Below are 13,738 nucleotides of genomic sequence, written 5' to 3'. Positions count from 1 at the left end.
GCTTACTCCGTTGGGCCGCTGCCCTTCCTGTTTAGCGAGTGCAAAAGTAGTCGGTTCATCTATTCGCTCCAAATTATACGACGCCTTTTTTCTGTTAAAGAACATAACCTACTGAGCGTAAGTGGGCGTATAAAATGATTTTTTTTGTGTGATGGGGAGGATTCGTGGATTTCCGGGAAAAACGCCGCGAGAATTTGCTTGGAAGGGGGACGATTTAGAGGTTACATCGGGGATATCTATTGGAGGACTCGCTATAAAATGGCCTTTCCATAAAAAAAGTCCCCCAAAGTTTGAAGCTTCGGGGAAGTGGGAGGTAAAACAACATCTGATTGACGAAAAAGCCAGGCATGTTATATTAATCTATTAATTTACGTGGACACCACATGAAAGATATTTATGTCTCAAGGAAGCTTTACGCTAAAGAGTAGTTCAGAACATATTATATCTTCCTCCGTTGCTGCTTCTCCCCATATTATCTATTATAGTATAGATATAGCATACATTTAAAAATATGCTACATCTATGCTATACCTTAATTATAACAATACTTTTTTGCTACTAAAATAGAGTAGATGCAGGCCGGATGAATAGAATATGAGGACTTGCAATCTACTATGAGAAAGATCAAAAGAAAATAAACAAATGCAGGATGCCATAAAACCTGGTGTTTTTATAGCATCCTGCATTTGAGGGGATCTTATATTTAGAGGACTACAGCGCAAGCCCGACCCGAAATGGCGCGCCCAAAGGGTAATTATTCTTTAATGGGTTTAAGGAAAGACCAAACTTCACCGGGCATTGCTTCGGGCAAGCCTTCCTGATATTTAGCCATACGGCGGTTCCACTCATCCACACGGGGATTATTTTCTGTGGTCTTAGGATTCAGCTCATCCAAACTCCTTCCCTTAGGAATACTAATCACAAGCATAAGTTGGCGGCCACTGCGAAATACAAGCAATTGCTGAAAGTCGGCATTACAAAATCCATTCGACACTTCGGGCCATTCCTGGTATTGTGTCGCATGATATTGCAAATACTCTTTTTGAAGCAATGTATCTTTTACCAGATTAGCGGTCAAAAGGATATTTTCCCACTCCTTAGCCACCTTCTTGTCATTGCAGTGAGTACGATCAAATACATAAAACGGAGTTTTGTAATATCTCACTGCCGCCCAAGGATACAGCACCTTTATCCGGTTATATACGTTTTGTTTCGAGAAGCGGGCATAAAGCACCAGGTGATTTTTCCATTTATATATAGATGTAGCCGGGAGATGTTGTTCTTTGCAGAATGATCTCAACCGAAAATCAGAAACCTCATCCCCTGCTTTTCCAACAATCTCAATAACTGATGGCAATTCTACCGAGCCTTTCTTTGCAGCCTCAACGGAAATACCGATACAAAGTAGAAAAAAAACAAAGATCAGAATCAATATGCGTTTCATGGTTATATAAAGATAGGTTATCAAGACGACTGCTACTCATTCAATTTTGCCAATCGATTGGTCTCATCCGAATTGGTTATTTGCTCTACGGTAAATTCTATCCGGCTTCGATATGGATGAAGGCGTTGCGTACACGATTCAATAAGACATCCTGAACAATGGTGCGGTTTACAAGGGTCCGAATGGATAGCCAGTTGTACCCGGTCAAGGAATTCAAGCCCGAAAGCATCTACCAGTTCATCGCAGGCAATGTGACTCTCTCTTATATTATAATACCAGGGCAAAGTAAGGTCACAATTAATATGATATGCTCCGCCATATTTTGCTACTTTCAGATTATGTACGTCAATCCAGTTTTCTTTCCGGTTCTTAGACAACGTCTCCGAAACCACATTCAACATCTGAGAATCGGCGGCATCCAGTAGGTTTGCAATTGTCTCACGAAGAACCTTTACGCCGGTCACCAAAATAATCCCGCCAAATAATAACGCCAAAGCCCCATCAATCCAAAGCAGTTTGGTTACATTCAGTATAATCAAACCAATCACAAGCCCAATGGATGAAATAGTATCCGATTGTAAATGCTTCCCTCCCGCCACAAGAGCGATTGAATCATGTTTGCGGCCCACATGGATACTATACCAACCTAACAGATAATTAATCAATCCGGCAGCAGCAACGATAATAATACCAATATCGAGCTTCTTTGGCATTTCGGGGGCAATCAGACGACCCACTCCTTCATAGATAATTATTCCACCAGCCATCGCAATCAGGAAACCCTCAAGTGATGCCGACAAAGTTTCCGCCTTACCATGACCGAAAGGATGATCTTTATCCCTTGGCTTACTGGCAAAGTTAAGGCTGTACAAACTGATCATTTCGGCCACAACATTCACAATACTCTCCATGGCATCGGTGAAAACCCCTACCGAGTTCGTCATAAAGTAAGCGACGAATTTTGCAACCAACAGAAACGCGGATACTGTCACAATCTGACGTTGCACTCTGATTTTATATCTATCTACATTCATAATTCTTGATAAAATGCAAAAACTGTACAAACTTACAAATTATCAATGGATGATTTACCTATCGATAAACAAATTGCGATTTAAAGCAATCGTCAATTTATTCCGGAAGAAAATAGCTCTTTTCATTTTCAATAACGTAAATTTGTCTCAACTAACTCACAACCGGAAATTACATTTTAACTACTAACTATTTATCACACAAAAATTCCACAATGTATCCATTAAAATTCTATCCAATTCTGAAATCCACCATCTGGGGTGGCAGTGAAATCTGCAAATTTAAAAATATCGAACCGCAACTAGACGGAATTGGCGAAAGCTGGGAGATTTCTCATGTAAAAAGTGATGTATCGGTAATCAGTAACGGCAATTTGAAAGGAAAGACATTAGAAGAGCTGATTACTCAATACGGCCCCTCCTTGCTTGGAAGGAAGGTTGCTGCCCGATTCGGCTCGAAGTTTCCTTTATTAATTAAATTCATCGACGCTTGTGATGATCTTTCTATTCAGGTACATCCTGACGATGAATTAGCCAGGAAACGACATAACTCTTTCGGTAAAACTGAGATGTGGTATGTTATCTCTGCCAAAGAAGGCGCTAAACTCTATTCAGGATTCAGCAAATCCATCACTCCTGAAGAATATGTGCAATCAGTAGAAGAAAACACTTTCATGGATAGCCTGCAACAACACCCTGTAAAGCCAGGTGACGTTTTCTTTTTACCTGCCGGACGTGTTCATGCCATTGGGGCTGGTACATTCATTGCCGAAATCCAGCAAACCTCCGACATCACCTACCGCATCTACGACTATAACCGAAAAGACGCTCAGGGCAATGGACGCGAACTGCATACCGAGCTGGCAAAGGACGCCATTGACTACAATCTGTATCCGGATTACAAAACTTCGTATGAGAATAAGACCGACTCTGCAGTTTCGTTAGCTACCTGCCAATATTTTGAAACAAACCTGCTGGATCTAAATAATTCTATCCAGCGCGACAACCTGAACAAGGATTCTTTCATTATCTATATCTGTATGGAAGGCAAAGCCGAAATCAAGGATATCAATGGTCGATCCATCACAATCAGCAAAGGCGAAACGGCCCTGATTCCTGCTTCAGTAGCCGATGTTACTATTTCACCGGAAGGTAATGCTCAACTTATGGAGACTTATATTCCGTAAAGCAAATAATTCTTGTAAGAAAAAAGCAAATCCCTGAATGTTGGAACATATTCAGGGATTTTTATTTGGGTGCCAGCCTAAAAGGCATTATCAAAGGAGGTCGTTTGTAATTTAAAAACAAAAACCAAAGCATTTCTTTACATACAGTCAATTCTAAGGCCTCTTAATTGAGAATCTAACAACTACTCTTATATACTATGCTGCTAAAATTCCTTCGGGGAAACTAATATATCGAAGGGGGGGGATGTAATCCCGGGAACATAAAAAAAAGGCGCCAGAAGCACCTTTTTCTTATCTTAATTCTGTTTTGACTTTAGTAAGCCTTTCTATCTCAGACAACCTTGACCTTTCGATAACTGATTTTAAACGATTATTTTTTCAACAATAGCAACAGCGAAGTCAGGGTCAGGAAAGGCGAAATCACTTGCATGGCTACCCCCCAATTACTCGAAAGAACAGAGGAGTAGAGACTATTTCTGGATGGTTCAATATAAACCAGATCATTTTGTTGTAGGTAATAATAAGGCGAATAGATCAGGTTTTTATCGGTAAGATCCACACGGAATACCTCTCGTTTTCCCTGTTGATTTTCCCGTATGACCAATACGTTGTCTCTCCGACTGGTGATTGACAAGCCACCAGCCTTTGCTATAGCTTCGAGGATATTAATTCGTTCTTTTGTTGTTGTGACTTCTGTGGCTCCACCAAGCTCCTTCATGATAAATACACTGAATCCCTGAAAACGTACAGTCACAATAGGGTTTTCTTTCAGGAAACGAGGGTAAGTCTGTTTACGGATAAAGTCTTCCAACTGGTAATGCGTCATTCCGACAACCTTTAGTCTCCCTATGACCGGAAACTCTATTTCGCCGTTCTTATCTACCAGATAAGCATTCACTGTAGAATTGCTATTGTTATTTCTAGTATTCAATAAGTTACTTGTAGCTCCCGGCTCTACCATCCCCAGCTTATTATAAGGAGCAGACGCCTCCATGGATAAGGTGTAGACATCTATATAGAGCAAATCCCCGTTCTTGATAACAGGCTCCGGCAATGAATCAAGACGGGCTGTAGCGAGATTTACATTTTCACCCAAGCCCTGCATCAAGACCAGTTTCTTATTGACCTGACAAGATGTCAGCAAGATAAATACAATAGCCAACAGAGAAAACCATTTACTCATACAATATATTCTTTACAAAAGCCTGATCGAGAGTATTAGTTTCTACAAATACAAATAACCAGGCCTAACAATAAAAGCCTTTTCAAAAATCCGAGACAAAGGTAATGGTTTCTATAAACTTATGAGGTCACCTACTCAAAAACAATCGTCGGTTAAATGATTTAAAACACAAACAACGGATTTAAAGAGAGAACAGACTGTCGTGAAACATAGACTATTTTCAGGCAAACCCGTAAAACGTCTCTGACCACGCCCTTAGGACGCGGTTTATTGAGCTGAAATAAATGAGAGAATTTTAACCAGTTGCAATCTGGTTGCATTTTTTGAAAAACACAAAAACAAAAACAGCTAACAATCTGTTTATAAGATTATTAGCTGTAGTTTTTTGATTGCTTGCGGAGAGAGAGGGATTCGAACCCCCGGTACCTTGCAGTACAACGGTTTTCAAGACCGCCGCATTCGACCACTCTGCCATCTCTCCAGACGCTGTTCAGGTCGGTGCTTTATTTCTAAAGCGTTGCAAAGGTACGGCTTTTTTTTAATCCTGCAAATGTTTCGACAGAAAAATTGCACTTTTCATATAGAAATAGTACTTTTACACAACCTACTTAATGACAATACTTATGAAGAGAACTTTACTTATTCTTGCCTTAGGTATAATAACATACTCAATTTCAAACATTAAAGCCCAAAACCAACAACACATTGCAATTCAGAATATCAATAAAACTCAATTCCTGAGAAAAATTGGAAATCTGGACAAACAGCGGAAATATAAAGGACCAAAGCCGGTCATCATTGACTTTTGCGCCACATGGTGTACTCCATGCAGAAAACTTTCCCCGATTTTACTTGAAGTAGCTAAAGAAAATAAGGATATAATCATCTATAAAGTAAATGTGGATCAGGAACGTGAACTGGCTCAACAGTTTAAGATATTTGCTATCCCTACTTTACTTTTTATCCCAGTCAATGGCAAGCCATCTAAAAATCTGGGACTTATCTCCCGGTCAGAACTAGACACATTAATCCAGCTCAAGCTTCTGAAGTCCGAATCCTCCAGTCTTTAATATAAATATGATCAACTTCTACACTGCTACAGAAAAAGACATACCGCTGCTTCAACATTTAGCAGACGAAATCTGGCATCAGCACTACCCCGGAATTCTCAGTATAGAGCAAATAGACTTTATGCTCAAAAAACTGTATAGTACGGACAGAATAAAAGAGGAACTAAGCCATGGGGTATACTGGGTTATTTTTAAATACGACCAGCAACCTGCGGGATTTATAGCCTGCGAGATGGAGAAAATGCAAACCTGCAAACTCCACAAAATATACATCTACCCACATCTGCATGGTAAGGGGATTGGACGTAAAGCGATGGAAGTCGCAAAGGAATATGCCAGAAGCCAGGGAGCAAGCAAACTAAAACTATACGTAAACAGAGGCAATAGAGCTTCCATTGAAGCTTACAAGAGATTAGGATTTACAAAAGAAAAGGAGGTTGACCAATACTTGGATAAGTTCCTGCTTGACGACTATCTAATGTGTCTGGATTTATAACAAAGAAGGATGTAAGCCCCAGCCTACATCCTTCTTTGTTATCTGAAAACTATAGATTTTCAATCTTATTCAGCATTTTAGCTGTCGCTTTAATTGCCGCTTCAGTCTGATCCCCATCCAGACCACGGGTTTTGAAGTCCACCCCGTTATATGACCAAGAAATTACTGTCTGAACAAAAGCATCGGTTCGTCCACCTGGAGGAATACTAACGCTGTAATTGGTCAGCATCGGGAATGAACGATCCAATTTCTTATACACCTTCTTCAAAGCCTTCATAAAGGCATCATACTGACCGTCGCCATTAGATGTTGATTCATGCATCTGGCCGTCTATCTCGATCTTTAAAGAAGCGACAGGCTTCAGTCCCTGCGCCAGTGAAAGCGAATAATTCAGAATCTTCACATTGGATTCCTTAACATCCTGTTTCAATACATCTGAAACAATATATGGAAGATCTTCCTGTGTTACAATCTCTTTCTTATCTCCCAACTCTATGATACGCTCGGTCACTTTACGGATTGATTCTTCATCCAGATCAATTCCCAAATCTTCGAGATTCTTTCGGATATTGGCTTTGCCGGAGGTTTTTCCTAAAGCATACTCTCGGGTTCGGCCAAATCGTTCTGGCAAGAGATCATTATAATAAAGGTTATTTTTGTTATCTCCGTCAGCGTGAATACCGGCACACTGGGTAAAGACATTCGCTCCGATTACCGGTTTATTTGCCGGAATCGTCACTCCGGAATATGACTCTACAACGCGACTGACGTGATTCATGTTCTTTTCCACAATGTGGGTCTTCGTCTGTAACTGATCGTGAAGCACGGCGATAACACTCGACAAGGGAGCATTACCGGCACGCTCACCCAGACCGTTAATTGTAGTGTGAATTCCCTTCACCCCTGCTTTTGCAGCTGAAAAGACATTGGCAGCAGCCAAATCATAATCGTTATGAGCATGAAAGTCAAAATGCAGGTCAGGATAGCGCTTCACCATCATCCGGCAATAATCGTAGGTATTGTACGGATTAAGCACTCCCAGAGTATCGGGTAACATAAAGCGTTTAACCGGCATATCTTTGAGCCCGTCCATCATAAAGAAGACGTAATCCTGTGAATCCATCATACCGTTTGACCAGTCTTCCAGATAAAGATTCACCTGAATACCCATCTCCTGAGCCAAAAGAATAGTCTTTTTAACGTCAGCCAGATGCTCTTCAGGGGATTTACGAAGCTGAAACTCGCAATGCTTTTGAGACCCTTTTGTCAAAAGATTCACCACTCGGCAGCCTGCATTCTTAATCCATTGCAGAGAAACTCCTCCATCAACAAACCCCAACACTTCAATACGGTCCAGATACCCTTTACGGGTAGCCCAGTCGATAATCCTGTTTACGGCATCGTATTCACCTTCCGACACACGCGCCGAAGCAATCTCTATACGATCAACCTTCAGATCCTCCAAAAGCAGACAGGCAATACTTAGTTTCTCCTGTGCCGCAAATGAGACTCCGGATGTTTGTTCCCCGTCACGCAGGGTGGTGTCCATTATTTCTATCTTCATGCACTTCTCCATTTCTACGATTAAAATCGCTCTTAATCGTTCAGTTTTGTCAAATACTAAAAAACACTGAGACACTAAGAGCACGAAGAGACACTTAGCTTAAGTGAAACTTGGTGCCCTTCGTGCCTCAGGGTTTCAATATGGCGGAAAGATTATTTCTGTTCCCAGGCCTCTATCAGAGTCTTGTTGCTCAATAGATAGTCGATATCATCGAAACCGTTCAACATACAACCTTTTTTGTATGGGTTAATATCGAATGATTCGGTTTTACCGTTAGCGTTGTTCGTGATTGTTTGCTCTTCGAGGTTCACAGTCACAGTCGCAGCAGCATCAGCATTGATTGCAGCGAACATTTCTGCCAAAAATCCTTCGCTTACAACAACAGGAAGAACGCCATTGTTCAGTGCATTTCCTTTGAAGATGTCAGCAAAAAAGCTAGAAACTACTACTTTGAAACCGTAACCGGCAATTGCCCATGCAGCGTGCTCACGGCTTGAACCGCTACCGAAGTTTTTACCTGCCACAAGAATTTCTCCCGAAAAAGTAGGATTGTTCAAAATGAACTCTTTAATCGGAGCACCGCTTTTGTCATAACGCCAGTCTGCAAAAAGGTTATCACCGAAACCTTCGCGGGTAGTCGCTTTCAGGAAGCGAGCTGGTATAATTTGGTCTGTGTCCACGTTCTCGATTGGAAGAGGCACACAAGTCGATGTTAATGTTGTGAATTTTTCCATAATTAGAGACCCCACCCAACCTTTCCCAAGAAGAGAAGGTTGCGGGTATTTGGGCTTATTTTATAATTACAAATCTTTTTTTGTTCTCTAAAAATTACAACTTGCGAGGATCGGTAATTTTACCGGTGATCGCAGCAGCAGCAGCTACCAGCGGGCCTGCAAGAATAGTGCGGGCACCCGGTCCCTGACGACCTTCGAAGTTACGGTTAGAGGTAGATACCGCATATTTGCCGGCAGGAACTTTGTCTTCGTTCATAGCCAAACATGCAGAACATCCCGGCTGACGAAGTTGAAAACCTGCTTCAGTCAGGATTGTATCCAAACCTTCTTCGCGGATTTGTTGCTCTACCATCCAAGAGCCAGGAACCAACCATACAATTACGCTATCCGCTTTTTTCTTGCCTTTCACAAAGTTAGCAAATACACGGAAGTCTTCGATGCGACCGTTAGTACAGCTTCCTAGGAATACATAGTCGATAGCTTTACCTTCGAGTTTTTCACCCGGCTGAAAGCCCATGTAATCCAAAGATTTCACGTAAGAAATTTTACCAGCGTCATCAATGGTATCCAAAGTAGGAATATTTTCGGTAATACCCATACCCATACCCGGATTGGTACCGTAAGTCACCATTGGCTGAATATCAGCAGCGTTGTAAGTTACTTCTCTGTCGAATACCGCATCGTCATCGCTTTTCAACGTTTTCCAGTAAGCCAATGCTTTGTCCCACTCTTCACCTTGAGGTGCGAATTCACGACCTTTTACGTATTCAAATGTAGTTTCGTCAGGAGCAATCATACCACCACGTGCACCCATCTCGATACTCAGGTTACAAACGGTCATACGCTCTTCCATGCTCATTGAGCGGATTGCCTCACCGGCGTATTCTACGAAATATCCGGTAGCGCCACCGGTAGTTTGTTTTGAAATAATATAAAGTGCTAAGTCTTTTGCAGTTACACCAGCGCCCAGTTTACCTTCGATGTTGATACGCATCGTTTTAGGTTTAGGCTGAAGGATACACTGAGATGCCAATACCATCTCTACCTCGCTGGTACCGATACCGAATGCGATAGAACCGAAAGCACCATGAGTAGAAGTGTGGCTGTCACCACATACGATAGTCATACCCGGACGGGTCAAACCGTTTTCCGGTCCTACTACGTGGATGATACCGTTTTTCTTGTGACCCAATCCCCAAAGAGTTACACCGAACTCAGTTGCGTTTTTGGTCAATGTTTCTACCTGAAAACGAGAAATAGGATCTTCGATTGGTTTCTCCTGATTCAAAGTAGGAATGTTGTGGTCAGGAGAGCAGGTTGTTTTTTCCGGACGGAAAACTTTCAAACCTCTTTTACGCAATCCGTCAAACGCTTGCGGACTGGTTACCTCATGACAGAAGTGTCTGTCAATGTACAATTGAGTGGGACCATCCTGCACCGCAGTTACTACGTGCGCATCCCAGATTTTGTCAAATAATGTATTCATAATCTTCTTCTTTGCCGGAATCCCATCAAATTACCCCGACGATTTTTATGATTTAATTAAATTCTCTCGCGATTTGGTCAGATGACAAATTTATTGATTGCATCAATATAAGCTTCCACTGAAGCGGCAATTATATCAGTATTGGCTCCAAAACCGTAGTAAACAGAACCTTCATATTCTACCTGCATGTGAACTTTACCCACATCATCACTACCTTTGGTAATGGCCTGAATCAGGAACTCTTTCACGGTAGTCTGGCGACGAATAATCTGTTTTACCGCATTGATTGCAGCATCAACAGGGCCGTTACCAGAAGAAGCAGCTTCGAAAGGCTCTCCGGCAATAGTCAGACAAACACTGGCAACCGGCTTAATACCTACACCAGAACTTACCTGCAAATATTCAAGTTTAATACGTCCATTTTCTTTGCGTTCTTTGCCTACCAACATTAAGACATCGTCATCGTTAATGTCTTTCTTTTTATCGGCAAGTTTCAGAAAATCTTCGTAAGCCTGATCCAGCTTCTCTTTATCAAGCGTAACGCCCAACACTTCCAAGCGGTGTTTCAATGCTGCACGACCACTGCGCGCAGTCAATACGATAGAGTTTTCATCAACCCCTACATCTACCGGATCAATGATTTCATAGCTTTCACGATTTTTCAAAACACCATCCTGGTGAATACCAGAAGAGTGAGCAAACGCATTACGACCTACGATAGCCTTGTTCGGCTGAACCGGCATATTCATCAGGCTCGAAACCATGCGGCTGATACCGTAAATCTTTTTCGTATTAATGTTGGTATCGATACCGATATCTTTGTGGCTCTTCAGAATCATAGCCACCTCTTCCAACGAAGTATTACCGGCACGCTCTCCAATACCGTTGATGGTCACCTCAACCTGACGCGCACCGTTCATTACACCGGCAATAGTATTTGCAGTAGCCATTCCGAGGTCATTGTGACAGTGTGTAGAAAGGATTGCATTATGCACGCCATTTACATTCTCCATCAGATATTTAATCTTGCGGCCGTATTCTTCAGGCAAACAATAACCGGTAGTATCCGGGATATTTACCACAGTAGCACCGGCTTTGATTACCGCTTCTACCACGCGAGCCAGATATTCATTATCCGAGCGACCGGCATCTTCAGCGTAAAACTCCACATCATCCACAAAGCGACGGGCATATTTCACGGCAGCCACTGCTCGTTCGATTATTTCCTCGCGGGTTGAGTTGAATTTGTGCTTGATGTGATAATCCGAAGTACCAATACCGGTGTGGATACGTTTGTGTTTAGCAAAACGCAACGCATCGGCAGCTACTTCAATATCTTTTTCGACAGCGCGGGTCAGTGCGCAAATGGTTGGCCATGTAACTGCTTTAGATATTTCAATTACTGAATTAAAATCTCCCGGGCTAGAAATCGGGAATCCGGCTTCGATAACATCCACACCCAACTCCTCCAATGCCTTAGCGACTTCAATCTTTTCGATAGTATTCAACTGACAGCCTGGCACCTGTTCGCCATCTCTCAGCGTTGTGTCAAAAACATACAATCTATCAGACATAACTATTTGTTTTAAATTATTTGCAATACTGCAGCCCCCTTTAGGGAAGCCGTTTTTGATTATAGTATAAAAAAAAGCCTTTTTCACCAGGGAGTGAGAAAGGCTTCATTATATTTTGTGACACATCACCATATTACATACCCACCTTTCTTCTGCCTGATTTACCCGGGAGAATAATAGAGTTTTGCAGTAGAAAATGTAATGAAATAGTGTTCATATCTTCAATTTTATGATGCAAAGATAGAGATATTTTTTTACACGCAAAATAAATCAACGTTTTTTTCTGCATTAAACTTAGAAAGTATAAGATTTTCGAGCAAAAAACATTCAATCTATAAGATTAAAGCAAATACAACTTACAAATCCATACACCTCCCCCGATACGACTCTTAGAAATAGAAAAGGCACTTCTGCGCGAAGTGCCTTTTCATTATACTATAAGAATGAATTATGCGAATTCTTCCCATTTAACATTACGCATGTCTCCGGACTTGTTGAATTCAGTGTGGAAAGCCAGACACGCATTCAGGTTGTGAGGAGTATGTCCTTTACCCAGCTTCAGGTAATCCCACAACAACTGTTTGTAATCCGGGTGAGCTGTTTTTTCGATAATCTCTTGCGCACACTGGATTGGAGATTTACCGCGAAGGTCAGCCACACCGTATTCAGTAACGATGATTTTAACTGAGTGCTCACTGTGGTCGTGGTGAGAAACCATTGGTACGAATGCGCTGATCGCACCGTTTTTAGCAACAGAAGGAGTCGTAAAGATAGAAAGGTACGCGTTACGCGCGAAGTCACCTGAGCCACCGATACCATTCATCATCTTGTTACCAATGATATGAGTAGAGTTTACGTTACCGAAGATATCAGCCTCAATCGCAGTGTTGATCGTAATCAATCCGAGACGACGAACCAACTCTGGGTTATTTGAGATTTCCTGCGGACGAAGAACCAGTTTATCTTTGAAGAATGCAAGGTCTCCATAAACTTCATTCATACAAGGAGTACTCAAAGTCAATGAGCTACCGCTGGCGAATGAAATATTACCTTGTCTCATTTGATCGATCACTGAATCCTGAATCACCTCGGTAAACATAGTGAATGCAGGGATATCCGGATTAGCCCCCAGACCGGCCAATACTGCATTTGCAATGTTACCTACCCCTGACTGGATTGGCAGGAATGAAGCAGGAATAGTCCCTCTTTTAATTTCAGCAGCCAGGAAATTTGATACGTTTTCACCGATTTTCAGTGTAACGTCATCCATCGGAGTAAATCCGCCGATTTCGTCATCCAGGTCAGTTTCTATTACACCGACAATTTTTTTAGGATCGACTTTCAATACCGGAGAACCGATACGATCGCTAACTGTATAAAGAGGAATTTCTTTTCTATAAGGAGGATCCAGAGGAATGTAAACATCGTGCAAACCTTTAAGTTCTTTTGAACGACGCTTATTGCGTTCCAAAATAATTTTATCAGCCAACATACAGAAAGTAGGTGCGTTACCTACAGCTGAAGTCAACACCAACTCACCGTTGTCATTATAGTCTGCAACTTCGATTACAGCGTAATCAATTTTCCCGAAGAAACCATAACGAAGATCCTGAGCCAATTGAGACAAGTGATAGTCGAAATAATGAGCTCTGTTTGCATTAAGAGCTACGCGCAGGTCTTTGTTTGACTGATAAGGAGTCCGGAATTTGATTGCATTGGCACGTGACATCACACCATCCAATGACTCTCCGGTAGAAGCGCCGGTAAACATACCTACCTGAAATGGTTTTCCTTCAGCGTGGAGTGCTTCTGCTTTTTTTGCCATCTCACGACCGATGGCTTTCGGGCAACCCACAGCAGTAAATCCACTGAAACCCAGGTTATCCCCGTGATTAATCATACCTGCAGCTTCTTCTGCAGTAATTATTCTAAATGCCATAATATATAGTGTTGTAAATTAGTTTTCCCT

General features: G+C 41.8%; 11 protein-coding genes and 1 tRNA gene. 3 read left to right on the top strand and 9 right to left on the bottom strand.

The features are described 5' to 3' along the window. Positions 1 to 754: 754 nt before the first annotated feature. A complete protein-coding gene (locus MLE17_RS11770) occupies positions 755 to 1,444 on the bottom strand; it encodes an L-rhamnose mutarotase (RefSeq protein ID WP_243348998.1) in 690 nt (229 codons plus the stop codon). A gap of 32 nt (positions 1,445 to 1,476) precedes the next feature. Beyond that, on the bottom strand, positions 1,477 to 2,478 hold the full coding sequence (locus MLE17_RS11765) for a cation diffusion facilitator family transporter (RefSeq protein ID WP_243348997.1): 1,002 nt from the start codon (positions 2,476 to 2,478) through the stop codon (positions 1,477 to 1,479). Positions 2,479 to 2,690: 212 nt separating this feature from the next. Between MLE17_RS11765 and MLE17_RS11760 the strand changes: the two genes are divergently transcribed. Beyond that, positions 2,691 to 3,662, top strand: coding sequence for a type I phosphomannose isomerase catalytic subunit (locus tag MLE17_RS11760; RefSeq protein ID WP_243348996.1), 972 nt, complete (start codon positions 2,691 to 2,693; stop codon positions 3,660 to 3,662). 370 nt (positions 3,663 to 4,032) lie between these two features. Here the strand turns inward: MLE17_RS11760 and MLE17_RS11755 are convergent, their stop codons facing one another. Next, positions 4,033 to 4,845: a polysaccharide biosynthesis/export family protein gene (locus MLE17_RS11755; RefSeq protein WP_243348995.1), complete on the bottom strand. Its 813-nt coding sequence runs from the start codon at positions 4,843 to 4,845 to the stop codon at positions 4,033 to 4,035. 396 nt (positions 4,846 to 5,241) lie between these two features. Beyond that, positions 5,242 to 5,326 (bottom strand) — tRNA-Ser (locus MLE17_RS11750). A gap of 142 nt (positions 5,327 to 5,468) precedes the next feature. Here MLE17_RS11750 and MLE17_RS11745 point away from each other — a divergent pair. After that, positions 5,469 to 5,915: a thioredoxin family protein gene (locus MLE17_RS11745; protein WP_243348994.1), complete on the top strand. Its 447-nt coding sequence runs from the start codon at positions 5,469 to 5,471 to the stop codon at positions 5,913 to 5,915. Positions 5,916 to 5,922: 7 nt separating this feature from the next. Then, complete coding sequence (locus tag MLE17_RS11740) at positions 5,923 to 6,411, top strand: GNAT family N-acetyltransferase (RefSeq protein ID WP_243348993.1); 489 nt, start codon at positions 5,923 to 5,925, stop codon at positions 6,409 to 6,411. 49 nt (positions 6,412 to 6,460) lie between these two features. On the opposite strand, the gene MLE17_RS11735 is transcribed toward MLE17_RS11740, so the two are convergent. The 5 genes from MLE17_RS11735 to MLE17_RS11715 form a co-directional block, all read right to left on the bottom strand. Beyond that, on the bottom strand, positions 6,461 to 7,960 hold the full coding sequence (locus tag MLE17_RS11735) for an alpha-isopropylmalate synthase regulatory domain-containing protein (protein ID WP_243349005.1): 1,500 nt from the start codon (positions 7,958 to 7,960) through the stop codon (positions 6,461 to 6,463). Between the two features lie 167 nt (positions 7,961 to 8,127). Next, positions 8,128 to 8,709, bottom strand: a complete 582-nt coding sequence (leuD, locus tag MLE17_RS11730) for a 3-isopropylmalate dehydratase small subunit (protein WP_243348992.1) — start codon at positions 8,707 to 8,709, stop codon at positions 8,128 to 8,130. 94 nt (positions 8,710 to 8,803) lie between these two features. Then, entirely contained in the window at positions 8,804 to 10,195 is a 1,392-nt protein-coding gene (gene leuC / locus MLE17_RS11725; protein WP_243348991.1) for a 3-isopropylmalate dehydratase large subunit, read from the bottom strand. Positions 10,196 to 10,272: 77 nt separating this feature from the next. Next, the gene (locus MLE17_RS11720) at positions 10,273 to 11,769 is read right to left on the bottom strand and encodes a 2-isopropylmalate synthase (RefSeq protein ID WP_243348990.1); all 1,497 of its coding nucleotides are present in this window, start codon (positions 11,767 to 11,769) and stop codon (positions 10,273 to 10,275) included. A 448-nt stretch (positions 11,770 to 12,217) separates the two neighbouring features. Next, entirely contained in the window at positions 12,218 to 13,708 is a 1,491-nt protein-coding gene (locus tag MLE17_RS11715; RefSeq protein WP_243348989.1) for a succinate CoA transferase, read from the bottom strand. Positions 13,709 to 13,738 lie beyond the last annotated feature (30 nt).

This window comes from Parabacteroides sp. FAFU027, from assembly GCF_022808675.1.
GTDB lineage: Bacteria > Bacteroidota > Bacteroidia > Bacteroidales > UBA7332 > CAXXIC01.
This window is presented reverse-complemented; position numbering and strand designations above follow the sequence as displayed.